This is a genomic window from Haloferax sulfurifontis ATCC BAA-897, assembly GCF_000337835.1.
Lineage (GTDB): Archaea > Halobacteriota > Halobacteria > Halobacteriales > Haloferacaceae > Haloferax > Haloferax denitrificans.
In genome coordinates this window covers 89,508-113,399 of record NZ_AOLM01000028.1, presented here as the reverse complement: position 1 = coordinate 113,399, position 23,892 = coordinate 89,508, and the positions used below count along the sequence as shown (strand labels likewise).

Genomic DNA, 23,892 nt, shown 5'->3' with positions numbered 1-23,892 from the left:
GCGATACATAAGTTCGACCTCTATAGTTAGGGACCGGGAATCGACGCCGCTAGTTTCGAATCTAATAACGGGAACGACGGCGCGACGGGGGCGACCGAGTTGGGCGACCGAGTTGGACCGGCCCTCGCTCGGCCGCCCGTCAGAACTCGCCGGCGACGATGTCGGCGACGCGCTCGCGGTCGAACAGCCGTTCGTCGTCGGGAATCTCGGGGTACGACTCGCCGTCGCCGTAGCCGGGCCACGCGCCGAACCGCTCGGGGAAGAGCTGTTTGGCGGTCATCTCCAGCTGGAACAGGTTCATAATCGGCCCCTGCATCCCGTTTCCGGACGGGTGGTACCGGCCGTCGCGGAACGCGGGCACCTCGTCAGCGAGGGGGTCCGAGAGCACCTCCTCGCGGTTCGAGCGGAACGAGTCGCCGAGCGCGGTCCCCCAGTACCGGAGGACGACGTCGGGCGCGGTCTCGACCATCGCCTCGTAGTCGTACGAACCGTCCGACCCGGTCTGGGCGTCGGTCGCCGCGAAGGCGTTCCGCATCCCGAACGGGCGGAGGTGCGCCCAGAGGTAGCCGTCCCCCGTGAAGTCGTACGGCCAGAACGTCCCGCCGGTGTAGGCGACGACCGCGAGCGACGGCCGCTCGGACGCCGGCGGGAGGTCGGCCCGTATCCGGGCGACGAGGTCGTCCCGGAGCGACTTGAACGCCCGGTAGCGCTCTCCTTCCCGGAACACCGCCGCGATGTGACCGAGGTACTCCCAGAGCGTGTAGTGCTCGTAGCGGTCGCGGCAAGGCTCCGGCGGGTCGGCGTTCGTCCGGCTGTAGTAGTTGCCGAACCACGGCCCCACGTCGGCCGCGATTGACGCAACCTCGTCTTCGGTCCAGTCGAACGAGGGACTCCGGAGGAGACACGGGTCGAGGAAGTGAACGTCGCTGTCCAGTTCGTAGAACAGTTCTCTGTCGAGGGCGTTCGGGTTCGACGCCGGCGTGACGCGGCCGAGGTCCTCCCACTCGAACTCCACGCCGTCGAGCGCGTCGTAGTAGTAGTCGACCGTGTTGCCGAACAGCTCCTTGTCGTAGCCGATGCCGGTGATGGCGTCGCCGTGACCGAAGGCGACCGCCGCGTCGGCCGAGACCGGATAGTAGGTCAGGGCGCTCGTCGGCACGGCGTCGAACTCGACTTCGCCGACCGGAGCCATCGACACCGAGTACGAGCTATCGTCCGCCTCGGCTTCGGTCGTAGACTCCGGTACGTCGGTCGGCGTCGTCCCCGTCGCGTCTCCCGACTCGTCCGCAGTCGCTGTCGCCGTCGAATCCGTCGACTCGCTCGCGCACCCGGCGACCAGTCCGCCCGCGACGACCGCGCTCCCGTACGTGAGGTACTGCCGCCGCGTCAGTTCGGAACGGTGACTGTCGTCTTCTGCCATATTTTTAGGCTGGCCTAAAGTTATAAAGTTGCTTCGGACGCCGGGGTCGTCGGGAGTCGCCCGCGACGAGCCGAAAGCGACACGTCCGTCGAACGAGAACCGGCGGAACATGGCACGGGAGGGACCGGCTGAGGAGTTGGAGCCGGCGAAGCGGCGCATCATGGAGGCGACCTACAGGGCGCTCCGGAAACACGGCTACGGCAACCTGACGACGCAGGACATCGCCGACGAGTTCGAGAACAGCAAGGCGCTCCTGTACTACCATTACGAGGGGAAAGACGAGTTACTGATCGACTTCCTCGACTACGTCCTCGCGGAGTTCCTCGACGGCCTCCCGCGGGGGGACCGCACGCCCAGAGAGGAACTCGAAACGCTGGTCGACGCTCTCCTCCCCGAGACGCTCTCCGAGGAGGCCTACCGGCTCCAACTGTCCATGTTCGAACTTCGGATGAACGCCCGGCACGACGAGGCCTACCGGGAGGAGTACCGACACATCGACGACGAACTCACGGCGCACCTTCGGGACATCCTCGAACGCGGAATCGAGGCCAGCGAGTTCGAGGCAATCGACCCCGACGCCGAGGCCGAGTTGTTCCTCTCGATTCTGACCGGGGCGCGCGCCCGCCGGGTGACGGTGTTCGAGCCCGACGAGCCAATCGGGTCGCTCCGGGCGGCCATCGACGCCCACATCGACCGCATCTCGGCGTGACGGGCGGGCGCTCTCTCCCGAACACCTGAATCCTTATTCGCCCGGAGTCCGTCGGTTCCGCCCATGACACCGCGACCGTCGACCTTCTCCATCGTCGCCCGCGAGCCCGAACAGGACGCCGTCGGCGTGGCCGTCCAATCGAAGTTCGTGAGCGTCGGCTCCGTCGTCCCGTTCGTCAGCGCGGACGCCGGCGCAATCGCCACCCAGAGCTTCGCGAACGTCGCCTACGGCCCCGACGGATTGGACCTCCTGCGCGAGGGGCGCTCGGCCGAGGAAGTCGTTTCCGAACTGACCGACGCCGACGACGAGGCCCCGAGCAGACAGGTCGGCGTCGTGGGGGCCGACGGGAGCGTCGCGGCCTTCACCGGAGACGACTGTTTCGACGTGGCCGGCGACATCCAAGGAGAGCACTACACCGTTCAGGGGAACATCCTCGAAAACGAGGCGACGCTGGACGCGATGGCCGAGGCGTTCGAGACGACCGACGGCGGCCTCCCCGAGCGCCTCCTTGCGGCGCTCCACGCCGGCAACGACGCCGGCGGCGACAAGCGCGGCGAGCAGTCCGCGGCGATGTACATCGCCAAGCCCGAGGGCGGCTACGACGGCGGCAACGACCGCTGGATCGACGTGCGCGTCGACGACCACGACCACCCGATAGACGAACTCGAACGCGTGTTCAAGCTGTACGACATCACGCTCTTGGAGCGCGAAGCGCCCGAAGATACTCGGTCGCTGTCGGGCGAGACGGCCGAGGCGGTCCTCGAAACGCTGTCGGACCTCGGCTTCTACGACGGAACGCCGAGCGGCGAGTTCGACGACGAGGCCGCGGCGGCGCTCGAATCGTTCCGGGGCATGAACAACTTCGAGAACCACTCGCTTTCGGTCCTCGAAGACGCCATCGCCCGCGGCTGGGACGACGTCGACGGTGCGGAAGCGGCGAAACAGGGCAGTTCTGCGGATGGGGACGACGAGACGAGCGAGCTCGACGGAGAAGCGCGGCTCATCGAGGCGATTTGGCGGGGGCTCAGCAGGCTCGATAGGAAGTAGCCGGGAAAATCAGTCTCGTCGTTCGTAGTGTTCGTTCGTTCGCCGAAGCGCGCCGGGTGCGGTGGCGTTGGTGGGTCACCGCGGCGCACCGACACGGCCGCGAGGGGGAAGGATATCCCACTCAGCCGAGGAGGTACTTGAGCGCGGGGCGCTGGCGGACGAACTCCATCTTCTCGATGATGGCGTCGAGGCCGAGGATGCGGCCCGCCGCGAGCGTCCCGACGATGGCGAACATCATCAGCCCGAACAGGTCGCCGTTGACCACGCCGTGGGCCCAGTCGGCGTTCCCCAGGTAGAAGAACACCATCAGGACGCCGCCGAAGAAGGCGGCGAGCCGGACGAGTGCACCCACGAGGAGTCCGAGACCGATGAGGGCCTCACCCCACGGAATCATGAAGTTCGTGAAGTCGAGGAGCCACGGGGTCGCGGCGGTCCACGCGAAGAAGCCCTGTAGGGGCGAGGCGGCGGGGGCGTTCGCGAGGTAGCCCGCGGCGCTGAACGGCTCGCCGACGATTTTCGTCACGCCGGCGTGGAAGAACCAGTAGCCGGTGATGAGGCGGGTCAACACGAGCACGTAGCCCGTGACGCCCTGCGAGTAGTCGAAGTCCATTCTGTTCCCCAGCATCTCGATTTGTGAGTTAGCGGCCATTGTCTTTCACCTAACAGATGAACGGACGACCGCCGAGAGCATATAAAGGGAGCGTGATTTCCGAATCTAAGGAATCGAGAACGACCGAAAAAGAGAGTCTGAGACCTCAGCGCCGGGCGATGAGGTCGCGAGATATCTCGTCGCGCTCGTAGACAGTTCCGTCGTGCGCGTCGGCGAAGGCCTCGGCGTCGCCGTCGTCGGAAAACGGGACGAAATCGCGGCCCATCGACCCGTTGACGTCGGTGCCGACGACGTAGACGAGGTCGTCCATCGGCGCGAACGCGTCGGCGTCGAGGTGCGCGGAGATGAACGTCTTCCCGCCGTCGTCGAACAGGTCGTACTCGACAGTGCTGTAGTCCGTGAGGTAGCCGCCGGCCAGCCGCCACCCGTCGTCCTCGCGGTCGAGCGCGTAGGAGAACGTCTCCCAGGCGCTACAGAACCGCGCCGGGTTGTCGTGGCCCTCGGGGCTGTGGTCGGCGTAGAACAGTTGCCCGGCGGGGCCGGGGTGCTGGTCGATGACCATCCCGCAGGCGTCGCACTGCTCGCCGCCGGTCAGTGCGAGTGCCTCGGGAGCGTCGCCGCCGCCGTCGGTTCCGACGCCGCCCAGACATCCCGCCGTGGCGGCGACGCCCGCGGCACCGACCGCGGACAACACGGTTCGACGAGCGACGGTCCGGTCGCAGTCGTGGCACATACGCCAAGCTAGTCGGGGGGCGCTCAAATGGTGATTGGTGCGGAACGCGAACCGAGCGCCGCACCGTGCGGCCGAGTCGTCAGCTGTCTGTCGAATCGAGGGCGGGCGTGGCTCGGCACGGCCGGTATCGAGGCCGCGCCCTCGGCGACAGGAATCGCGTGCGTCATTCGTCGGTCCCCGCCGACCCGGTCGCCGCCAGCCCCTCCGACTGCGTCACGAACTCGAACCGCGCGCCCCCCTCGGCCGACCCGGCGAGCGAGACGGACCAGCCGTGGGCGTCGGCGATGTCGTCGACGATTGCGAGACCGAATCCGGTGCCCCGCGCCGTCGTGGTGTAGCCGTGGTCGAACACCCGCTCTCGGATGTTCTCGGGGATGCCGACGCCGTTGTCCGCGACGTAGAATCCGGTGCGGTCGTCGAGCGTACCGACGCGAACAGTGAGCGGTTCGTCGGGCGGTGTGTCGCGCTCCGCGGGGTCGTCGGGGGTGTCCCGGCGGCTCGTCGAGCCGTGTTCCACAGCATTCCGAAACAGGTTCTCGAAGAGCCTGAGCAGGCGGCCGTCGTCGCCGTCGACGGTGAACAGTTCCTCGCGGACGAGCGTCGCGTCGCCGGTGTCGACGAACCGCCACGCGTGGTCGACGACGCGGGCGAGGTCGACGGGCGTGGCGTCGACGACGGGCGTCCGCTGGCGGGCGAGGTCGAGGACCTCCTCGACCAGTTCGGACATCCGGTCGACCGCGTTGGCGGCGCGTTCGAGGTGCGCCCGCTCGCCCGACTCCATCCCGAGGTCGAGATAGCCGGTGGCTATCGCGAGCGGGTTACGGAGGTCGTGGGCGACGATGGAGACGAAGTCGTCGAGCCGCTCGTTGGCCGCCGCGAGGTCGGCCTCGCGGTTGCGAAGCTCCTGTTCGCGGACGGTCCCCGAGAGCGCGGAGGTGACCGTCGACCCGAGGAGTTCGAGCAGGTCCTCGTCGACGTCGAGGAACGCGTCGGGGGTCGAGGCGACGAGGAGACTGTGGCTCCCGAGCGGGACGCGCAGGACCGACGCCGCGTCGGAGTCGGGGGACAGAAGCCGGTCGTCGACCGCCGCCGCGTCGACTCGGGTGACGGCCTCGGACTCGAAGCCGCTCGGAGACGCCTCGATTCGTGCCCCCGAGTCGAACTTGCCCGCGTTCGAAGCGGCCGGCGACAGGCCACCGCGGTCGTCGGCGAGCCAGACGGCGGCGTCGGCGTCGGGCACGAGTTCGGGGACGACCTCGACCGCGAGCGCCGCGACCTCCTCGACGCTCTCGGTCAGGATGAAGTCCTGCGTGACCGCTTGCAGGGACCGGAGGCCGGCTTCGAGCCGCGCGCGGTTCGTGACGTCGATGGCGACGCCGAGGAGTTCCGACACCTCGCCGTCGTCGAAGACGGGGCGGTACCACGCGTCGTACACCGCGCCGCGGTACTCGATTCTGGCGTCGACCGCCTCGCCCGACAGGCCGCGGGCGATGGCGTCGGTGGCCGCGGGCGTGTCGTCGTACAGGTCGAAGGCGGAGCGACCGACGGCCTCGCCGGGTTCGCGGTCGAGCGACTCCAGCCCGGCCCCTTCGGACATGGTGAACACGCCCTCGGCGTCGAACGCCGAGAGGATGACCGGCAGGTTCTGCAACACCGTTTCGAGGCGTTGATTGGTCGATTCGAGGGCGTGGAGGTAGCGCTTTCGCGTCGTCACGTCGCGGAAGTAGACCGACAGCCCCGACGGCGAGGGGTACGCGCGGACCTCGAACCAGCCGTCGTACGGTTCGGAGTACGTCTCGAACGTCACCGACTCCTGGGTCCGCATCGCCTCGTGGTACTTCTCGTACAGTTCGGCGCCGTCGGGCGACGGGACCAGGTCCCAGATGCGCTCGCCGAGGTCGGGCTCTCTGACCTCGCCGAAGACGTCTCGCGCGCGGTCGTTGAGGTAGACGAAGCGCCAGTCGGCGTCGAGCGCGAAGAAGGCGTCCGTCATGCGTTCGAGCAGTTCGCCGCGCTGGGTGGTGGCCGTCTCGCGGTCGGTCACGTCCCGCGGGATGCCGACGACGCCGGTCACCCGCTCGCCGTCGCCGACGGGCGAAAGCGAGAGTTCGAACAGCCGCGAGACGCCGTCGGCGTCGACGAACCGAACGTCGAGGCGCTCGGTGACGCCCTTCGAGAGGACCCGCGAGACGGCGTCGCGGTAGCGCTCGTACTCGTCGGCGGGGAACAGCCCGGCGTCGACGAGCGACTCGAACCGCTCGCCTCGGAGCGTCTCGGATGCGCACCCCGTTATCGCCTCGATTCGGGGGTTCACGTACTCCACACGTCGGTTCTCGTCGAGGACGAACGCACCGTCTTCCATCGCCTCGACGATGACGCGGTAGCTTCTGGTTTCGGGGGAGCGGTCGTCGGCGTCCCGCTCGAAGAGCGTCCGGACCGACTCGACGAGGGCCGCGTGGGAGTCGTCGGCCTCGTCGCGGACCAGGTAGTCGTCGACGCCGAGCGAGACGGCGCGGGCGGCGAGCGCCTCGTCGCCGGCGGCGGCGTAGACGACCACCGGAGGCCCGGCGCGAGCGTCGGCGGCGGTGACGAGCGCGTCGAGGTCGAGCCCGTCGGGGAGGTCCGCGGCGGCGACGAGACAGGAGACGGCGCGGTCGGCGAGCGCCGAGCGCGCGGCCGCGGCGCTCTCGGCGCGCTCGACCGGGCGCTCGAAGGCGTCCCGAAGCGCCGAGACGGCCGAATCGGAGACAGCGCCGTCGGCCGCGACACAGAGAATCGCGCCGACGGAGGTGCTCCCAGAACTCGGGGGAAACATGTTAGATACGAGATATTCAGAGAGTCAATAATCTTGCGGGCGAGCGGGCGGACCGCCAGAGGAAACGGCGATAGGGAGAGGCGGCGAGGAGAGGAGACGGTCATCGGTCATCGGTCGCCGGGTCGCCGAATCGCCGGGTCGTCGGTCGCCGAATCGCTGGCGACGACTACCCCTGTCCGACCATCCGCTCTTCGTCGTCCCACTCGCGCTTGCGGAGTTCGTACTTCTGAATCTTGCCCGTCGCGGTCTTGGGAATCTCCTCGACGAACTCGAACTCGCGGATGGCCTTGTATCCCGCGAGGCGGTCGCGGGTGTACTCGGTCAGGTCCTCGGCGGTGACGCCGGGGTTCTCCACGTCGCCGTTGGCGGGGACGACGAACGCCTTCGGCGTCTCGCCCCACTTCTCGGACGGCGCGGGGATGACCGCCACGTCGCCGACGGCGTCGTGGTCGAACAGCGCGTCCTCCAGTTCGACCGAGGAGATGTTCTCGCCGCCGGAGATGATGATGTCCTTCTTGCGGTCCTGAATCGCTATCATGCCGTCCTCGTTGACGACCGCGAGGTCGCCGGTGTGGTACCAGCCTTCGAGGCGGTCGTTGAACGCATCGTGGGTCTCGTCGGGCTTGTTCCAGTACTTCTCCATCACCTGATTGCCGCGGACGACCACCTCGCCGATGGTGGCGTCGTCGCGCGGGACCTGCTCGCCGTCGTCGTCGACGACGCGCAGGTCGGTCCCGAGCGGGGCGACGCCCTGCCGCTGTTTGAGCGAGAAGCGCAGGCCGCCCTCGTCGGGGATGAGCCGGTTCGCGTCCGAGGTGGCGATGAGCGGGCCGGTCTCGGTCGCGCCGTACAGCTGGGTGAACTCCCAGCCGAACTCCGATTCGGTGTGGCGAATCGTCGCGCTCGGGGCGGCGCTCCCTGCGGCGGTCACGCGAACCGGGTTGTCGCCGGCGTACGCCGGGTCGTGTTCCTCGGCGTACTCCCGGAGGATGGACAGCACGGTCGGCGCACAGCAGAAGAAGGACACGTCTTCCCCGGTGATGGCGTCGAACACCCGCTCGGCGTCGACCCCGCGGGTGCAGACGTGCTTCGCGCCGCGGCCGGTGACGGCGTAGATGTGGCCCCAGCCGTTGACGTGGAACATCGGGAGCGTCCACAGATAGACGTCGTCGTCGGCGATGTGGTGGTGAATCGTCACCAGTTGGGCGTGGAGCGACTCGGTTCGGTGGGTGCGGCAGACGCCCTTCGGGTCGCCGGTCGTCCCCGACGTGTAGTTGATGGTGATGAGTTCGTCCTCGGACATCTCGGGGCGCTCGTAGTCGTCGGCGTCGGCCTCGTCGAGGAACGTCTCGAAGTCGAGCCAATCGCCGTCGACGGCCGCGGGGTCGTTCGTCACGAACACCTCGGCGGGCACGTCGTCGCGGACGGCCTCGATTTTCCCCGCGTACTGGTAGTCGGCGTAGACCACGCTCGCGCCGGAGTCCGAAAGCAGGTACTCGTAGTCCTCGGTGGTGAGCCGGTAGTTCAGCGGGACGTGGAGCGCGCCGCACTGCATCGACCCGTAGGCGGCTTCGAGGTGGTAGTGCGTGTTGGGGTCGAGCACCGCGACCCGGTCGCCCTTCTCGACGCCGCGCGATTGCAACGCCGCCGAAAACCTGTCCACCCGCTCGCCGAACTCCGCGTAGGTGAAACGCTCGCCGTCGACGCCGACGACAGCCTCGTAATCGCCGTAGTACGTCCGGGCCCGGTCGAGGAAGTCCGTCACGAGTAACTGTTTTTTCATTCATGATAGACCGAGCGGGCGAGCGAACTAAACGCACCACTTCCGGCAACATTTCACACGTCCGACGTAACCGCCTCAGTATGACGGGGAAGGTCGCGGAAGGGTTCGAACGCGCCGCCGGACGCGACGGGGGCGCATCCGCCCGACGCCGAAACGAACACCTTTGAACCGAGCGGCCCTGACTCCCGGCAGATGACGACGCCGACCCTCCTCGTCGCGGGGACCGCGAGCCACGTGGGCAAGAGCACCGTCGCGGCCGGGCTCTGTCGCCTGTTCGCCGACCGCGGCCTCTCGGTCGCGCCGTTCAAGGCCCAGAACATGAGCAACAACGCCCGCGCGGTGGCGACCGCCGACGGCGACGATTTCGGCGAAATCGGCGTCTCGCAGTACGTACAGGCTCGCGCCGCGCGGGTCGCGCCGACGACCGACCACAACCCGGTCCTGCTCAAGCCCCACGGCGACGGCACCTCGCAACTGGTCGTCCACGGCCGGGCGGTCGGGCTCAACGCCGCCGGCGACTACTACGCGACCCACTGGGAGGACGCCCGCAAGGCGGCGGTCGAATCACACCGTCGGCTGGCGAGCGAGGCGGACGTGGTCGTCGCCGAGGGGGCCGGCTCCATCGCCGAGATAAACCTCCACGACCGCGACTTGGCGAACGTCGAGACCGCCCGCTTCGCCGACGCCGACGTCCTCATCGCGGCCGACATCGAGCGCGGCGGCGTCTTCGCCAGCCTGCTGGGAACGCTCGAACTCCTGCCCGAAGACGTGCGCGAGCGGGTCGTCGGCGCGGTCATCACGAAGTTCCGCGGCGACCCGAGCCTCCTCGAACCGGGGCTCGACGAAATCGAAGAGCGGACCGGCGTGCCCGTCCTCGGCGTCCTCCCGTACGACGACCCCGGCCTCCCGGAGGAAGACAGCCTCGCGCTCCCGGCGGAAGGCGAGCGCGCCACCGTCGGCGACGACGACGGCGTCGCGGCCGAGAACGCGGTCACCATCGGCGTGCCGCGACTCCCGCGCATCTCGAACGCGACGGACTTCGGCCCGCTTTCCGAGACGCCGGGCGTCCGGGTCGCGTACCTCCCGCTCGACGCGACGCTCGACGGAATCGACGGGGTAGTCCTCCCCGGAAGCAAGAACACGGTCGACGACCTGCTCGCGCTCCGCGACGCCGGCTTCGGCGACGAACTCGCCGCCTTCGACGGTCCGGTCGTCGGCATCTGCGGCGGCTACCAACTGCTCGGCGAGACCATCGAGAACGCCGACATCGAGGGCTCGGGAGACGACGAGACGGTCGACGGGCTCGGCCTTCTGCCGGTAGTCACGCGGTTCTCCCACGACAAGCGAGTCGAACCCGTCGCCGTCGAGTTCGACGGCGCGGGACCGCTGGCCGGCGCGACGGGGACCGTCGACGGCTACGAGATACACATGGGCGACAGCCGCATCGTCGGCGACGCGACGACGGTTTCGGGCGACGGCGCGGCGCTCGGGAGCGTCGCAGGGACGTACATCCACGACCTGTTCGCCAACGACGCGCCGCGGAACGCGTTCGTGAACGCCGTGTACGAGTCGGCCGGGCGCGACCGACCGGCGGCGGGAGCGACAGGAGCCGAAACAAGCGGGACGGCGGGAGCGGCAGAAACCGACGCGGACGCCGGCGCGGCGGGCGACCCCTACGACCGCGCCGCCGCACTCGTCGCCGACAACCTCGACGTGGCGGCGCTCTGCGACGCGCTCGGGGTGGCGTATCGGGGGGTCGAGGCGACCCGGCGGACCGGCCGGTGACACGCGCGTAACCACCTGACACCGCCGTCAGCGAGCGTTTAACACCCGATAGGCGCTACAGTTGGTCGTCGGAGCACCCACCGAACTCCACCACCACACTCACACATGTCTCAACAGAAATCCGACTACGTAGACGACGCCGACATCGACGCCGAACTCGACCAGCTTCCAGACGACGAGGCCGTCGAAGCGACCGTCGAGAACCTCGAAGCGAGCGGGTTCGACGTCGTCGTCGTCGACACGGCCGACGAGGCGCTCGAAACCCTGCAGTCGCACATCCCCGCGGGCGTCTCCGTGATGAACGGCCACTCGACGACCCTCGAAGAAATCGGGTTCGACGACTACCTGAGCGAGGGCGACCACGAGTGGGAGAGCCTGCCGGACCAGATTTGGAGCATCGACGACGACGCGGAGCGACAGGCCGCCCGCCGCGACTCCCAGACCGCCGACTACTTCCTCGGCGGCATCAACGCCATCGCCCAGACCGGCGACCTCGTCGCCGCGGACCTCTCCGGGAGCCGCATCGGCGCGTACCCCTTCGCCGCCAGCAACGTCGTCATCGTCAGCGGTATCAACAAAATCGTCCCGACGCTCGACGACGCGCTGGACCGGCTCGAAGCAGTCGCGTACCCGCTCGAAAACGAGCGCGCGAAGGAGGCCTACGGCGTCGAATCCATGATTGCGAAACAGCTCATCTTCCGGCAGGAAGTCGAGGAGGGCCGCACCACCGTCGTCCTCATCCGCGAGCAACTGGGCTACTAAGTCCGACTCGTCGTTCCCCTCGACGCGTCCCCACGCTCGGCCGGGGAAGCTTCCTGCGCCCGGACAATCCATCACCACCGCTTCCCCGGGGACCCACCACCATTCCCCAATCCCCCGTTTTGCGTGTCTCGTGCCGCGAGTCACGACTGTCGCCGACGAGTCGACGCCGCGAACCCGGTCGCCCGCCGGAGTGTCACGGCGGGCGATATATCGAACCGTAGAAATGTTCTTACCACTGGAGCCAAATCGTCAGATATGCCCGAATCTGCGTACCTGCTCGATTCGTTCGACGAAGAGGACTGCACCTACTGCGACGGCGACCTCGTGACGGGGAGCTACAAAGACAACGACGCCATCGTCTGTGACGACTGCGGGACGCCCGCGGTCCAACTCTGGTAAGGGGGCCGCCGAAGCGCCGGTCGCCTCAGTCGCCGGTGACGATGTCGGCGACGCGGTCGCGGTCGAACAGCTGTTCGTCCTCGGGAATCTCGGGATACGCACCACCGGTGTACGCCGGCCACGCGCCGAACCGGTCGGGGTAGAGCTGTTTCGCCGTCATCTCCAGCTGGAACAGGTTCATAATCGGCCCCTGCACCGGCGTCCCCGAGGGATAGACGCGGTCGTTCCGGACCGCGCTGAGTTCGCTCCCGACGGGGTGGTCTTCGAGGCGCTGGCGAATCGACGCCACGTCGTAGTACGAGTCGATACCGTAGCTGTGGAGCAGTACGTCGGGGTCGATTTCGAGCATCGTCTCGAAGTCGTAGGACGTCTCGAACGTCACGTCGCCGGCCGCGAAGGCGTCGGTGACCCCGAGCGGGCGGATGTGCGAGGTCGCGAACCCGGGTGCGTCGATTTTCGTCGGGTAGAACGTCTCGTCCATGTAGACGACGGCGCCGACGGTCGGCCGCTCCGGCTCGGGCGGGAGCTCCGACTGAACGATGCTGAGGAGGTCGGCGTGGACCGCTTCGAGCGCCGCGAATCGGTCTTCCTCCCGGAACACCTGCCCGACGTTCCCGACGATTTCCCAGAGCGTGTAGTACTCGTAGTCGTCGGCGTACGGCTCGGGCGGCCGGGCGTGCGTGCGGCTGTAGGCGTTACCGAACCACGGTCCGACCTGCTCGCGAATCTCCTCGACGTCCGACTGGTCCCAGCCGTCGAAGCTGGCCACGAGCGCCGGGTCGACGAGGTGCAGGTCGGAGTCCAGTTCGTAGACGAGTTCCTTGTCGATGTTGACGCTCCCCGACCCCGAGTTGAGTTGCGCGAGGTCGCTCCGGTCGAACGAGACGCCGTCGAGGCGCTCGTAGTAGGCGTCGAGCGTCCGGCCGCCGGCGTCGCTGTCGAAGCCGAGGGAGTTCACCGCGTCGCCGTGGCCGAAGGCGACCGCCGCGTCGGCGTAGACGAGGTTGTACACCATCACGTCCTCGGGGACCGATTCGAACGCCACGTCGCCGGCCGGCGACATCGACACCGTGTATCCGGCGGCGTCGCCGTCGGCCGCAGTCTCCGCGTCGGAGGCCGCTTCGGTCGTGGTCGTCGCGGTGGCGTCCGCCGCCTCCGTCGAGGAATCCGCGTCGCTCCGTCCGGCACAGCCGGCCAGCAGGCCGCCCGCGAACAGCGCGCCGCCGCGCTTGAGATACGCGCGCCGCGTGGGGGTCACCCGGTCGATGAGGTCTTCGCCCATAGTTTTAGGCACCCCTAAACGAATAAATGCGTTTCGAAAGTTTCGGGGAGCCTAAATCGGTACGCATATATGGATTAGGCCGGCCTAAACATACGATGGCAGACAGCGACGAACCGACGCGCAGGAAGTTCTTGACCTACGGTGGCTCGGTCGCGGTCGGCGGACTGCTCGCCGGCTGTACGGGTTCGTCCGAGTCGGACGCGACGGCGACGGACGCGGCCGCGGCGGACGCCACCGCGACCGCCGAATCGACGGCGACGAGCGAGTCGACCGCGGAGTCGACGACCGACGGCAGTTCGTACACGGTGTCGATGGCACCGATGGGCGAGGTGACGTTCGAGGGCGTTCCCGAACGCATCTTCACGCGGCTGACCCACCACGCGGGGATGGCGTTCGCGCTCGGCCACGGCGACGCCGTCAACGCGATGCACGCTCCCGACTACTACGACGCGCTGTGGAATCAGTTCACGCCGCGACTCCCCGGGGTCGAACTCGACTGGAGCGGCCTGTACTCGTCGTGGGAGCCGTCGAAAGAGCGGCTCTACGAACTCGACAGCGACGTGCACCTCGCCGACCCCGCCAGCGTCTCCGCGCTCGGCAGTTGGAGTCAGGCCGACCTCGACGAAATCGAGGAGAACGTCGGCCCGTGGTTCGGCAACACGTTCAGCGCGCGACACCAGGAGCCGCCGACCGAATGGGCCGACGCCTACGAGTACTACGGCCTCTGGGAGATATTCGCCAAGGTCGCACAGGTGCTCCGAGAGGAGGCGAAGTACGAGGCGCTCGCGGCGGTCCGCGAGGAGTTGCTCGCGACGCTCGCGGCAGACCTCCCCGCGGAAGAGGACCGGCCGACCGCGGTGCTCCTCGGCCCGAGCGACCTGGAGTCAATCTACGCCTACAACCTGAGCACGCCGGGCTTCCTGACCGCCCACACCCGCCCGCTGAAGCCGGTGAGCGCGTTCGGCGACGACGTGGAGTCCGGCTCGACCGTCGACTTCGAGACGCTCCTCGAAGCCGACCCCGACGTGATTCTCACGCTCGGCGGGATGCACCCGAACACGAGCATGCCCGACATCCGCGCGGGCCTCCGCGACGACCCCGTCGGAGCCGAGATTTCGGCCGTGAAAAACGAGCGCGTCTACGCGCAGGGGGGCCGCTATCAGGGTCCGATACTCAATCTGTTCCAGTTGGAGATGACCGCGAAACAGCTCTACCCGGACCAGTTCGGCGCGTGGCCCCAGTACAGCGAAGGACCGTCCCCCGAGATTCCCGAAGAAGAACAGCTGTTCGACCGACACCGCGTCGCCGACATCATCAACGGCGACCTCTGAGTCGGAGGCGGCCGACAGTGGCCGCGGTCGCCGCAGTACCGACGCGACCGCTCAGTCGGAGAGCCCGGCGTCCGCGATAGCCGCGCGAATCGCGCCGAACCGGACGAGGTCGGCCGCGGTCTCCAGTTCGCCGTCGAGGCGGCGGTCCTCGTCCAGCGGCGGAACCACGGACCGAACCGCGTCGCGGACGGCACCCGTTCCGGTGCCGAGTTCGAGGCCGTCGCCGAGGAACTCCGCGGCCTGCGAGCCACAGAGGAGTTCGACGCCGACGATGGTCGCGACGTTCTCGGCGACCGTGCGGGCGTTGAGAGCGCTCTGGCCGCTCATACTCACGTGGTCTTCCTGCCCGCCGCTGACGGGCGTCGAGTCGATGGAGGGGCGACCGAGCGACCGGCACTCGTTGAGGAGCGCCGCGGCGGTGTACTGCGCAATCATGTACCCCGACCGGAGGCCGCTGTGTTCGGTCAGGAACGGCGGGAGATACGCCTCCTGTACGTCCGGGTTGAGCATCCGGTCGGTCCGGCGCTCGGAGATGGCCGCGAGTTCGGTCAGCGCGCCGGCGGCGTAGTCGAGGCGGAGCGCCAGCGGTTCGCCGTGGAAGTTGCCCGCGGAGACGACGGCGGCCGCGTCGGTGCCGGGCGCGCGCTCGTCAACCGCGCCCGCCGGGAAGACGAGCGGGTTGTCGGTGACGCTGTTGAGTTCGACCTCGACCGCCTCGCGGAGGTGCGAGACGGCGTCTCTGACCGCGCCGTGGACCTGCGGGAGACAGCGAATCGAGTAGGCGTCCTGCACGCGCTCGCAGTCCTTGTGCGATTCGAGGACGGTCGAGTCGGCGGTGAGGCGGCGAATCTCGGCCGCGCTCTCCCGCTGGCCGGGGTGGGGACGAATCTCGTGGATGGCGGGGTCGCAGTTCGCCGTGGTGCCCATCGTGACCTCGGTCGCGAGCGCGCCGGCGGCGTCGGCGGCCTCGACGGTTCGCTCGGCGTCGACGACGAACAGCGCGGCGAGGCCGACGGTGAGTTGCGTCCCGTTGATGAGCGCGAGGCCCTCCTTGGAGGCGAGCGTCACCGGCTCCAAGCCGGCGGCGCGCAGGGCCTCGTCGCCCGGCAGTCGCTCGCCGTCGACGCGGGCCTCGCCCTCGCCGATGAGGACGAGCGCCATGTGCGCGAGAGGCGCGAGGTCGCCGCTCGCGCCGAGGCTCCCGCGGGAGCGGACGACCGGCTGAACCCCCTCGTCGAGCATCGAGACGAGCAGGTCGACCACCGAGGGTCGAATGCCCGAAAAGCCCTTAGCGAGCGTGTTGGCCCGGCTGACCATCATCGACCTGACCTCCTCGCGGGTGAGTTCGCGGCCCGCGCCGGCGGCGTGACTGCGGACGAGGTTGGTCTGGAGGCGCTCGATGTCCTCGCGGTCGATGTGGGTCTCCACGAGGTGTCCGAAGCCGGTGTTGACGCCGTACACCGGCTCGCCGGAGTCGAGGACGGACTCGACGCGCTCGCGCGACTCGCGCATCCGCTCGCGCGACTCGGCGGCGAGTTCGACCGGGGCGTCGTGGCGGGCGACGGAGGCCACGTCTTCCGGCGTCAGCGACGTGCCGTCAAGCGTGACCGACTCGGGAAGCGACGCGGGGTCACTCACAGGCGACCACCCCCGATTTCAGCACGGTCGAAACGGGATTCGTGTCGAACCGGTACGAGAGGTGCGACGCGGTCGGCACGTCGAGCACGACGGCGTCGGCCGGGCTTCCGGCGCGGAGCGTGCCCGTGCCGTCGTCGAGGTCGAGCGCGCCCGCGGCGGCGCTCGTGACGCCCCGAATCGCCTCGTGGGGCGTCATTCGCATGCCGACGCTGGCGAGGGTGGCGACGAAGCTCATGCTTCGAGCGAAGCAGTTCGGGTTGAAATCAGTGGCGAGCGCGACCTCGTGGCCCGCGTCGAGGAAGGCGCGGGCGTCGGCGTAGTCGGCTCCGAGACCGAACGCCGTGCCGGGGAGCATGACCGGCGTGACGCCGGCTTCGACGAGTACGTCTCGGCCCTCGTCGTCGGTGTGGAGCAGGTGGTCCGCGCTGGCCGCGCCGACCGCGGCCGCCACGTCGGTGCCGCCGATGGCGGCGAACTCGTCGGCGTGAATCTTCGGCGTGAGACCGTGGTCGCGGCCCGCCTCCAGAATTCGGCGGGACTGCTCGGCGGTGAACACCCCGCGCTCGCAGAACACGTCGCAGAACTCGGCGACGCCCTGCTCGGCGACCGCGGGGAGTTGGTCGGAGACGACCGACTCGGTGTACGCCTCGGCGTCCATCCCGCGCGGGACGGCGTGCGCGCCCATGAACGTCGGAATCACGTCTACCGGGTGGTCCGACCCGGCCGCGTCGATGGCCGAGAGCATCCGCAGTTCGGTCTCGGTGTCGAGGCCGTAGCCGGTCTTCACCTCGACCGTCGTCGTCCCGTGGGCGAGCATCGCATCGAGATGTCCGGTGAGATTCGCCGCCAACTCCTCGTCGGAAGCTTCGCGGACCGCGTCGACGGTGCGGAGGATGCCGCCGCCGTCGGCGAGAATCTCCTCGTAGGTCGCGCCCCGTAACTTCGCCGCGAACTCGTCGGAGCGGTCGCCCGCGAACAGCGCGTGGGTGTGCGGGTCGACGAAGCCCGGCAGGACCGTCTTGCCGGTCGCGTCGATGACCGTTTCGGCGTCTGCAACCGGGTATTCGTCGAGGACTTCGTCCGTCGGCCCGACGGCGACGACCTCGCCGTCGAGCGCGGCGAACGCGGCGTCTTCGAGGACGACGACGGCGGTTCCCTCGTCGGGGCCGACGACCAGTTCGGCCGCGCCGTGGACGAGGGTCAGGCCCGACGGTTCCTGTGACGCGTGACTCATTCGCCATCACCGACCGCGTCGTGGTCCCGCATCGGGATTCGGACGTTCGACCGGGTCGCCTCGTCCAGCGCGTCCTCGTAGCCGGCGTCGGCGTGGCGGATGACGCCCATGCCGGGGTCGGTGGTGAAGACGGCGCGGGCCTTCTCCGCCGCGAGGTCCGAGCCGTCGAGGACGACGTGGTTGTTCGCGTGCAGGGAGTTGCCGATGCCGACGCCGCCGCCGTCGTGGACGCTCACGATGTCCGCGCCCGCGGCGGTGTTGAGAAGCGCGTTCAGGATGGGCCAGTCGGCGACCGCGTCGGTGCCGTCGCGCATCGCCTCGGTCTCGCGGTACGGGCTGGCGACCGACCCGGCGTCGAGGTGGTCGCGGGTGACGACGACCGGCGCAGAGACCTCACCCGAGGCGACGAGGTCGTTGATTTTCAGGGCGAAGCGGGCGCGCTCGGTGAGCCCCTCGTCGTCGGTGGCGTAGCCGAGCCAGCAGACGCGCGAGGGGAGCCCCTGGAACGACACCTGCTCCTGTGCGAGGTCTATCCAGCGCATGAGCGACTCGTTTTCGGGGAACAGCGCTCGAATCGCCTCGTCGGTGCGGTGGATGTCGGCGGGGTCGCCGGAGAGCGCGGCCCACCGGAACGGCCCGCGCCCGCGGCAGAACATCGGGCGGATGTACGCCGGAACGAAGCCCGGGAAGTCGAAGGCGTGTTCCATCCCGCGGTGGTTCTGGACCTGCCCGCGGATGTTGTTGCCGTACTCGAAGGCGATTGCCCCCGCGTCCTGTAAGTCGAGGATGGCCTGCACGTGGCGCTCCATCGTTTCGAGGCTGGCGTCGACGTAGGCCTCGGGGTCGTCTTCGCGGAGCCGGTCGGCTTCCTCGACGGTGTAGCCGCTCGGGTAGTAGCCTTCGAGTTCGTCGTGGGCGCTGGTCTGGTCGGTGACGACGTCCGGAATCTCGTCGCGCGCGAGCAGTTCTTCGAGCATGTCCGCGGCGTTCATCTGGACGCCGACGCTGTAGGGCTCACCCGCGTCGATGGCCGCCTTGGCGTTTTCGAGCGCCTCGTCCAGCGAGTCGGCGGACTCCATCAGGTAGTCCGTCTCGACCCGGCGCTCGATGCGGTCGGCCTGCACCTCGGCGGCGATGCAAACCCCGTGGTTCATCGTCACCGCGAGGGGCTGTGCGCCGCTCATCCCGCCGAGGCCGCCGGTGACGACGAGCTTCCCCCGTAGGTCGGCGTCGTAGTGCTGGCGGGCGAGTTCGGCCAGCGTCTCGAACGTCCCCTGAATGATGCCCTGCGTGCCGATGTACGCCCACGACCCGGCGGTCATCTGGCCGTACATGATTTTTCCCTCGGCCTCCAGTTCGTGGAAGTGCTCCCAGTCGTCCCAGTGACCGACGAGGTTCGAGTTGGCGATGAGGACCCGCGGAGCGCGCTCGTGGGTCGGAAAGCGCCCGACCGGCTTGCCCGACTGGACGAGGAGCGTCTCGTCGTCGGCGAGGTCGCGGAGTTCGGCGAGGATGGCGTCGTAGGCGTCCCACGAGCGGGCGGCGCGACCGGTCCCGCCGTAGACGACGAGGTCCTCGGGGCGCTCTCCCACCTCGGGGTCGAGGTTGTTGTTGAGCATCCGGAGCGCCGCCTCCTGTCGCCACCCCTTACACTCGATGTCCGTCCCGGTGGGCGCGCCCTGGTACGCGAGCCACTCGTCGCTCGGGTCGCCGAGTCGGTCCCGCTGTGCCGACGATTGCTGGTCGTTCATACCGATACCTTCGGGCGGAAGCCGAGTAGCGATTTCCCCACCTCACGGTGGGACATTTATATACGGATGACGGAACAATCGCGTACTCGTGTACGAGGCGAGCCTTCGGATACGCGACGACAGCGCCTACGCGGCGGCGACCGCCGACAGCGCCGCGACCGTCGAGTTGTGGTGCAACGACCACTGCGACATGCTCAACGTGAGCGGCGGCGTCGGGTCCGACGTCCTCGAACGCGTCCGCGACACCGTCGGTGTGGCGGCGTCGGTCGAGCGCGGCGACGAACTCGTCGTCGTCACCGCCGACTGCCTCCGACACCACGAAATCGACCACATCGAGGGCTACGTGCAGAAACACGGTCTCCTCCTCGTGCCGCCGCTTCGCTACCGCGACGGGGCCAAAGTGTGTCGCCTGCTCGCCGTCTCGGCCGACGACCTGACCGCGTGCTTCCGCGACCTCGTGGACAGCGGCTTCGACGTGAGCGTCGAGTCCAAGCGGTCGGTGTCGTTCGCCAGCGGGAGCGGTCCGCTGTTGGCCCCCGCCGACGCGATGCCGGAGCTCACCGGTCGCCAGCGCGAGGCGTTCGAACTGGCGTTCCGCGGCGGTTACTACGAGTTCCCCCGCGGCATCGAGACCGGGACCATCGCCGACGAGATGGGCGTCTCCCGGCGGACCGCCGAGGAACACCTCCGTCGGGCGGAGCGGAAAGTGATGACGGCCGTCGCTCAGTACGTGCTCTAGATGTGGCTCAGTCGTCGTCGGTCGCGGCCTTCAGTTCGAGCGTGTAGCCGAACGGGTCGGTGACGTACACCGCGGGTGCGACGCCCGTCGCCCCGAGGGGTTCGAGCTGGCGGTCGATGTCGACGCCCGCGGCGTCGAGGTGGCCGCGGAGTTCGTCGATGTCGTGGGCGAACTCGACGGCGACGTGGTCGAAGGCGGTCTCCGTCGGCGGTTCGAAGTTCTCGGCCGGCCGGAGGTGGATGACGCTCACCGGAGTGAGTCGCACGGAGAAGAAGGGCTTTTCGCCCGACTCGTAGCGGTCGCGGTTCTCGATGTCGAAGCCGAGCGCGTCGCGGTAGAACTCGACCGCGGCGTCGAGGCCGTCGGCGGGGATGCGGAGGTTCACGTGGTCGATTGCCGTCGCGTCCATGCCCGCACTGTCGCGGCCGCGGGTGGTAAAAATTTGTGCGCCGGCCATCGAAGACAGGGACACCCGGACCAGAGTGAATAAACTCTATGAAGTTTAGAATTGTAAAAATTTTGGAATTTGTAAAAATTGTAAAAATTGTAGATTTTAAACGGCATATGAAGGATCTATGACGGAGCGCCGACTCTTTTGAAGACTGAGTGATAAACTAATTATTGTTTATTTTGTCTACCCTTGCCTTCGGGACCGCGGCCCCAACACCCGGAACCAACGTTTCGAAATCGTAACCCATTGGTAGCAGGTCGATGTACGGAGGGTGTGAACCAACAGCCGACATCCGACGAGCGTTTGCTTGCGGGCTACCCGGGTCGGATGTTAGTCACGGTGTCGCTGGCGTGGGCGGTCCTCCAGACGGGCCGATTTCTCTTGTCGCCTTTGTTGCCGACTATCATCGAGGAACTCCAGATAACGGAGGCGACCGCCGGCATCGCGCTGGCGCTGTTTCAGGGCGTCTACGCCGTCACCCAGTACCCCGGCGGCGAGTACTCCGACCGGTGGACGCGGGCGACGCTCATCGTCCCCGGACTGGGCATCCTCGTCCTCGGCTTCGCCACGTTCGGCCTCGCCGGCGGCCTCGCGGGCTTCGTCGCCGCGGCGGTCATCACGGGACTCGGGAAGGGGCTGTTCGCCATCCCCTCGCGGGCGCTCCTCTCTGACCTGTTCGTCGAACGCCGCGGCCGGGCGCTCGGCCTCTACGCCGCCGGCACCGACCTCGGCGGCCTCGTCTCCTCGGGGCTCGCCATCCTCGCGTTGACCTACGCGACGTGGCGGACGCCGTTTCTCCCGGTCGCCGTCGTCCTCGCGGGGCTCACCGTCCTCTACGCGTTCTGGTCGAGAGAAGGCTACGCCGTGGGGTCGCCCGAACTCCACGTCTCGGGGACGCTCCGTCGCCTCTTCGCCAGCGCGGAACAGCGCCGGACGCTCCTCGCGTTCGGACTGTTCTACTTCATGGTCGGCGGCGTCATCAACTTCTTTCCGACCTACCTCATCGAGGCGAAGGGGTTCGACCAGCAGTTGGCGAGCGCGACGTTCGCCATCGTCTTCGCCGTCGGCATCACCATCAAGCCCGTCGCCGGCGGCCTGAGCGACCGGTTCCGCCGCGAGTCAATCGCCGTCGTCGGGATGCTCGTGGCCGCCGGCGCGCTCGCCGTCCTCTCGGCCGTGGAGGCGCGCCCGCTCATCTACGTCTCCGTCGTCGCGCTCGCGGCCGGCTACAAGACGGAGTTCCCGCTCGCGGACGCCATCATCATGGACAACGCGCCCGACGCCGACCGCGGGGCCGACCTCGGGGGCGCGCGGGCGCTGTTCCTCGGCGCGAACGCGTTGGGACCGGCGTACGTCGGCATCGTCGCCACCTACGCGAGCTACGTCGCCGCGTTCGCGGGGCTCGCGGTCTGTCTCGTCGTCGCGGCCGGACTCCTCTACTGGGACGCGCGAAAGCGGTGAGGAAAGTAAAACAGCCGTCTCGGAACGGCGTTCGCGGGTGCCTCTGTGCGGTCGTCAACCGAGTCGTCAAGCCGTATGCCGTGAGCCGAGTGCCCGCTCAGCCGTCGAGTTTCGCCTTCGTGTAGGCTTTCAGCCCTCCCTGTTCGACGAGCGACTGGAGGAACTCGGGGAGCGCCTCCGCCTCGTACGTCTCGTCTCGCGTGTGGTTCGTCACGACGCCCGCGTCGAGGTCGACGTGAATCTCGTCGCCGTCCTCGATGGCGTCCGCGCCGGGGCAGATGAGCACCGGCAGGCCGAGGTTGATGGCGTTGCGGAAGAAGATGCGCGCGAACGACTGCGCGACGACCGCCGAGACGCCCGCACCGACGAGCGACAGCGGCGAGTGCTCCCGCGACGACCCGCTCCCGAAGTTCTCGCCGGCGACGACGAAGTCGCCGGTCTCGACCGACTCCGAGAACTCGGGTCTGAGGTCCTCGAAGGCGTGGCTGGCGAGTTCGTCGGGGTCCGACGAGACGATGAAACGCGACGGTGTTATCTGGTCGGTGTCGACGTTGTCGCCGAAGACCCACGCGCGGCCGGGGTCGGCCGGGTCGGGGCGGCCGTCGCCGGTGCCGTCGGCGGCTCCCGTCATGGGAGCACCTCCGCGAACACCGTGTCGTCGTAGCGGTTCGTCTCGACCTCGCGGGGGTCGGTGATTTCGCCGTACAGCGCGCTCGCGCCGACGGTCGCCGGACTCGACAGGTAGACCGACGACTCCATCGACCCCTCGCGGCCGGGGAAGTTCCGGTTCGCCGTGGCGAGACAGACGTCGCCGTCGCCGAGGACGCCCTGGTGGTAGCCCGCACAGGGCCCACAGCCGGCGCTCTGGATGACCGCGCCGGCGTCGGTGAGCGTCTGGAAGACGCCCGTCCCGAGCATGTGCTGATAGACGGACTTCGAGGCGGGGACGACGACCATCCGGACGTTCGGGGCGATGGTCTCGCCGTCGAGGATGTCGGCGACGACTTTGATGTCCTCGTACCGGCCGTTCGTGCAGGTGCCGACGAACAGTTGGTCGATTTCGGTGCCCGCGACCTCGGTCACGTCGACCGCGTTCTCGGGGTTCGACGGCTTCGAGACCTGCGGGGCGAGGGCGGCCGCGTCGTACGTGTGAATCGCCTCGTAGTCGGCGTCGTCGTCGGAGACGAACGCGTCGCCGAGGTCGATTTCGTTCCCGGTCTGGCGTTCGAGGTACGACTCGGTCCGCTCGTCGGGCGCGACGAGGCCGGCCTTGCCGCCCATCTCGATGGCCATGTTCGAGAGGACGAGGCGCTCGTGGATCGGGAGCGACTCGACGGCGCTCCCGGCGTACTCGGCGGCCATGTAGGTACAGCCGTCGAAGCCCACGTCGCCGATGAATCGCAGGATGAGGTCCTTCGCGTAGACGCCGTCCTGGAGGTCGCCGTCGACCTCGAAGCGGAGCGTCTTCGGGACGCGGAACCAGAGTTCGCCCGTGGCGAGTGCGGTCCCGAGGTCGGTCGAGCCGACGCCGGTCCCGAACGCGCCGATGCCGCCGTAGGTCGTCGAGTGGGAGTCCGCGCCGATGACGAGGTCGCCGGGGCCGACGAACCCCTCCTCGACGAGCACGGCGTGGCAGATGCCGTCGCCCACGTCGAACTGGTGTGCGCCGTGTTCCGCCGCGAACTCGCGGACCGCGTTGTGGTTGTTCGCGGCCTGCACCCCGTCGGCGGGGGCGTGGTGGTCGATGGTGAAGACGGTCCGGTCGGGCGCGAACAGCTCGCCGTCGTCGCCCGTCACCTCGTCGAACGTCTGGAACGCGAGCGGCCCGGTGATGTCGTGGGCCATCGCCACGTCCACGTCGGCTTCGACGTAGTCGCCGGCGCGGGCGTCGGTGCCCGATTTCTCCGAGAGCAGTTTCTCCGCGAGGGTCTTGCCGGACATC

Annotated in this window: 20 protein-coding genes; 8 read left to right on the top strand and 12 right to left on the bottom strand. The window is 68.5% G+C overall.

Annotated features, from left to right (window positions below):
* Window positions 1-139: 139 nt before the first annotated feature.
* Complete coding sequence (locus tag C441_RS17560) at window positions 140-1,420, bottom strand: ABC transporter substrate-binding protein (RefSeq protein WP_007276297.1); 1,281 nt, start codon at window positions 1,418-1,420, stop codon at window positions 140-142.
* Between the two features lie 109 nt (window positions 1,421-1,529).
* On the opposite strand from C441_RS17560, the gene C441_RS17555 reads away from it, so the two are divergent.
* Window positions 1,530-2,129, top strand: a complete 600-nt coding sequence (locus tag C441_RS17555; protein ID WP_049920695.1) for a TetR/AcrR family transcriptional regulator — start codon at window positions 1,530-1,532, stop codon at window positions 2,127-2,129.
* A 63-nt stretch (window positions 2,130-2,192) separates the two neighbouring features.
* A complete protein-coding gene (locus C441_RS17550) occupies window positions 2,193-3,176 on the top strand; it encodes a DUF1028 domain-containing protein (RefSeq protein ID WP_007276295.1) in 984 nt (327 codons plus the stop codon).
* 121 nt (window positions 3,177-3,297) lie between these two features.
* Here the strand turns inward: C441_RS17550 and C441_RS17545 are convergent, their stop codons facing one another.
* From C441_RS17545 to C441_RS17530, 4 genes are all read right to left on the bottom strand, one after another.
* Window positions 3,298-3,786: a TQO small subunit DoxD gene (locus C441_RS17545; protein ID WP_007276294.1), complete on the bottom strand. Its 489-nt coding sequence runs from the start codon at window positions 3,784-3,786 to the stop codon at window positions 3,298-3,300.
* Between the two features lie 145 nt (window positions 3,787-3,931).
* Window positions 3,932-4,519: a nitrous oxide reductase accessory protein NosL gene (locus tag C441_RS17540; RefSeq protein WP_007276293.1), complete on the bottom strand. Its 588-nt coding sequence runs from the start codon at window positions 4,517-4,519 to the stop codon at window positions 3,932-3,934.
* 163 nt (window positions 4,520-4,682) lie between these two features.
* Window positions 4,683-7,334, bottom strand: a complete 2,652-nt coding sequence (locus tag C441_RS17535; protein ID WP_007276292.1) for a PAS domain-containing protein — start codon at window positions 7,332-7,334, stop codon at window positions 4,683-4,685.
* Window positions 7,335-7,500: 166 nt separating this feature from the next.
* On the bottom strand, window positions 7,501-9,117 hold the full coding sequence (locus C441_RS17530) for a long-chain-fatty-acid--CoA ligase (protein ID WP_007276291.1): 1,617 nt from the start codon (window positions 9,115-9,117) through the stop codon (window positions 7,501-7,503).
* A gap of 192 nt (window positions 9,118-9,309) precedes the next feature.
* Between C441_RS17530 and C441_RS17525 the strand changes: the two genes are divergently transcribed.
* The 3 genes from C441_RS17525 to C441_RS20080 all read left to right on the top strand — a co-directional run bounded on the left by C441_RS17525 (window position 9,310) and on the right by C441_RS20080 (window position 12,063).
* The gene (locus C441_RS17525; protein WP_007276290.1) at window positions 9,310-10,902 is read left to right on the top strand and encodes a cobyric acid synthase; all 1,593 of its coding nucleotides are present in this window, start codon (window positions 9,310-9,312) and stop codon (window positions 10,900-10,902) included.
* A 105-nt stretch (window positions 10,903-11,007) separates the two neighbouring features.
* Entirely contained in the window at window positions 11,008-11,664 is a 657-nt protein-coding gene (locus C441_RS17520; RefSeq protein WP_007276289.1) for a lactate utilization protein, read from the top strand.
* Between the two features lie 255 nt (window positions 11,665-11,919).
* Complete coding sequence (locus tag C441_RS20080) at window positions 11,920-12,063, top strand: HVO_A0556 family zinc finger protein (RefSeq protein WP_007276288.1); 144 nt, start codon at window positions 11,920-11,922, stop codon at window positions 12,061-12,063.
* A 25-nt stretch (window positions 12,064-12,088) separates the two neighbouring features.
* Here the strand turns inward: C441_RS20080 and C441_RS17515 are convergent, their stop codons facing one another.
* Window positions 12,089-13,345, bottom strand: a complete 1,257-nt coding sequence (locus C441_RS17515; protein WP_007276287.1) for an ABC transporter substrate-binding protein — start codon at window positions 13,343-13,345, stop codon at window positions 12,089-12,091.
* Between the two features lie 95 nt (window positions 13,346-13,440).
* On the opposite strand from C441_RS17515, the gene C441_RS17510 reads away from it, so the two are divergent.
* Window positions 13,441-14,676 carry an ABC transporter substrate-binding protein gene (locus tag C441_RS17510; protein ID WP_007276286.1) on the top strand — a complete coding sequence of 412 codons (1,236 nt, stop codon included), beginning with the start codon at window positions 13,441-13,443 and terminating at the stop codon, window positions 14,674-14,676.
* 51 nt (window positions 14,677-14,727) lie between these two features.
* Here C441_RS17510 and hutH read toward each other — a convergent pair whose 3' ends face one another.
* From hutH to hutU, 3 genes are read right to left on the bottom strand one after another with little or no spacing between them, the layout of a single operon-like run.
* Window positions 14,728-16,314, bottom strand: a complete 1,587-nt coding sequence (gene hutH / locus C441_RS17505; RefSeq protein ID WP_007276285.1) for a histidine ammonia-lyase — start codon at window positions 16,312-16,314, stop codon at window positions 14,728-14,730.
* Complete coding sequence (hutI, locus tag C441_RS17500; RefSeq protein WP_007276284.1) at window positions 16,307-17,548, bottom strand: imidazolonepropionase; 1,242 nt, start codon at window positions 17,546-17,548, stop codon at window positions 16,307-16,309. Before hutI ends, hutH begins: the two co-directional genes overlap by 8 nt.
* Window positions 17,545-19,299, bottom strand: a complete 1,755-nt coding sequence (hutU, locus tag C441_RS17495) for a urocanate hydratase (RefSeq protein ID WP_007276283.1) — start codon at window positions 19,297-19,299, stop codon at window positions 17,545-17,547. Before hutU ends, hutI begins: the two co-directional genes overlap by 4 nt.
* Before the next feature lie 88 nt (window positions 19,300-19,387).
* Here hutU and C441_RS17490 point away from each other — a divergent pair, with 88 nt between their 5' ends.
* Window positions 19,388-20,038, top strand: coding sequence for a helix-turn-helix domain-containing protein (locus C441_RS17490; protein ID WP_007276282.1), 651 nt, complete (start codon window positions 19,388-19,390; stop codon window positions 20,036-20,038).
* A 7-nt stretch (window positions 20,039-20,045) separates the two neighbouring features.
* Here the strand turns inward: C441_RS17490 and C441_RS17485 are convergent, their stop codons facing one another.
* On the bottom strand, window positions 20,046-20,447 hold the full coding sequence (locus tag C441_RS17485) for a VOC family protein (RefSeq protein WP_007276281.1): 402 nt from the start codon (window positions 20,445-20,447) through the stop codon (window positions 20,046-20,048).
* Between the two features lie 369 nt (window positions 20,448-20,816).
* On the opposite strand from C441_RS17485, the gene C441_RS17480 reads away from it, so the two are divergent.
* Complete coding sequence (locus tag C441_RS17480) at window positions 20,817-21,950, top strand: MFS transporter (RefSeq protein ID WP_049920680.1); 1,134 nt, start codon at window positions 20,817-20,819, stop codon at window positions 21,948-21,950.
* A 97-nt stretch (window positions 21,951-22,047) separates the two neighbouring features.
* On the opposite strand, the gene C441_RS17475 is transcribed toward C441_RS17480, so the two are convergent.
* Both C441_RS17475 and C441_RS17470 read right to left on the bottom strand, forming a co-directional pair.
* Window positions 22,048-22,581: a 3-isopropylmalate dehydratase small subunit gene (locus C441_RS17475; RefSeq protein ID WP_007276279.1), complete on the bottom strand. Its 534-nt coding sequence runs from the start codon at window positions 22,579-22,581 to the stop codon at window positions 22,048-22,050.
* Window positions 22,578-23,891 carry a 3-isopropylmalate dehydratase large subunit gene (locus tag C441_RS17470; RefSeq protein WP_007276278.1) on the bottom strand — a complete coding sequence of 438 codons (1,314 nt, stop codon included), beginning with the start codon at window positions 23,889-23,891 and terminating at the stop codon, window positions 22,578-22,580. The genes C441_RS17475 and C441_RS17470 overlap by 4 nt, the downstream gene beginning before the upstream one ends.
* Window position 23,892: the final 1 nt, after the last annotated feature.

Coding starts and splice junctions, on each gene's coding strand:
- C441_RS17560 (WP_007276297.1), bottom strand. CDS start 1,420: ATGGCAGAAGACGACAGTCACCGTTCCGAACTGACGCGGCGGCAGTAC.
- C441_RS17555 (WP_049920695.1), top strand. CDS start 1,530: ATGGCACGGGAGGGACCGGCTGAGGAGTTGGAGCCGGCGAAGCGGCGC.
- C441_RS17550 (WP_007276295.1), top strand. CDS start 2,193: ATGACACCGCGACCGTCGACCTTCTCCATCGTCGCCCGCGAGCCCGAA.
- C441_RS17545 (WP_007276294.1), bottom strand. CDS start 3,786: ATGGACTTCGACTACTCGCAGGGCGTCACGGGCTACGTGCTCGTGTTG.
- C441_RS17540 (WP_007276293.1), bottom strand. CDS start 4,519: ATGTGCCACGACTGCGACCGGACCGTCGCTCGTCGAACCGTGTTGTCC.
- C441_RS17535 (WP_007276292.1), bottom strand. CDS start 7,334: ATGTTTCCCCCGAGTTCTGGGAGCACCTCCGTCGGCGCGATTCTCTGT.
- C441_RS17530 (WP_007276291.1), bottom strand. CDS start 9,117: ATGAAAAAACAGTTACTCGTGACGGACTTCCTCGACCGGGCCCGGACG.
- C441_RS17525 (WP_007276290.1), top strand. CDS start 9,310: ATGACGACGCCGACCCTCCTCGTCGCGGGGACCGCGAGCCACGTGGGC.
- C441_RS17520 (WP_007276289.1), top strand. CDS start 11,008: ATGTCTCAACAGAAATCCGACTACGTAGACGACGCCGACATCGACGCC.
- C441_RS20080 (WP_007276288.1), top strand. CDS start 11,920: ATGCCCGAATCTGCGTACCTGCTCGATTCGTTCGACGAAGAGGACTGC.
- C441_RS17515 (WP_007276287.1), bottom strand. CDS start 13,345: ATGGGCGAAGACCTCATCGACCGGGTGACCCCCACGCGGCGCGCGTAT.
- C441_RS17510 (WP_007276286.1), top strand. CDS start 13,441: ATGGCAGACAGCGACGAACCGACGCGCAGGAAGTTCTTGACCTACGGT.
- hutI (WP_007276284.1), bottom strand. CDS start 17,548: ATGAGTCACGCGTCACAGGAACCGTCGGGCCTGACCCTCGTCCACGGC.
- hutU (WP_007276283.1), bottom strand. CDS start 19,299: ATGAACGACCAGCAATCGTCGGCACAGCGGGACCGACTCGGCGACCCG.
- C441_RS17485 (WP_007276281.1), bottom strand. CDS start 20,447: ATGGACGCGACGGCAATCGACCACGTGAACCTCCGCATCCCCGCCGAC.
- C441_RS17480 (WP_049920680.1), top strand. CDS start 20,817: ATGTTAGTCACGGTGTCGCTGGCGTGGGCGGTCCTCCAGACGGGCCGA.
- C441_RS17475 (WP_007276279.1), bottom strand. CDS start 22,581: ATGACGGGAGCCGCCGACGGCACCGGCGACGGCCGCCCCGACCCGGCC.
- C441_RS17470 (WP_007276278.1), bottom strand. CDS start 23,891: ATGTCCGGCAAGACCCTCGCGGAGAAACTGCTCTCGGAGAAATCGGGC.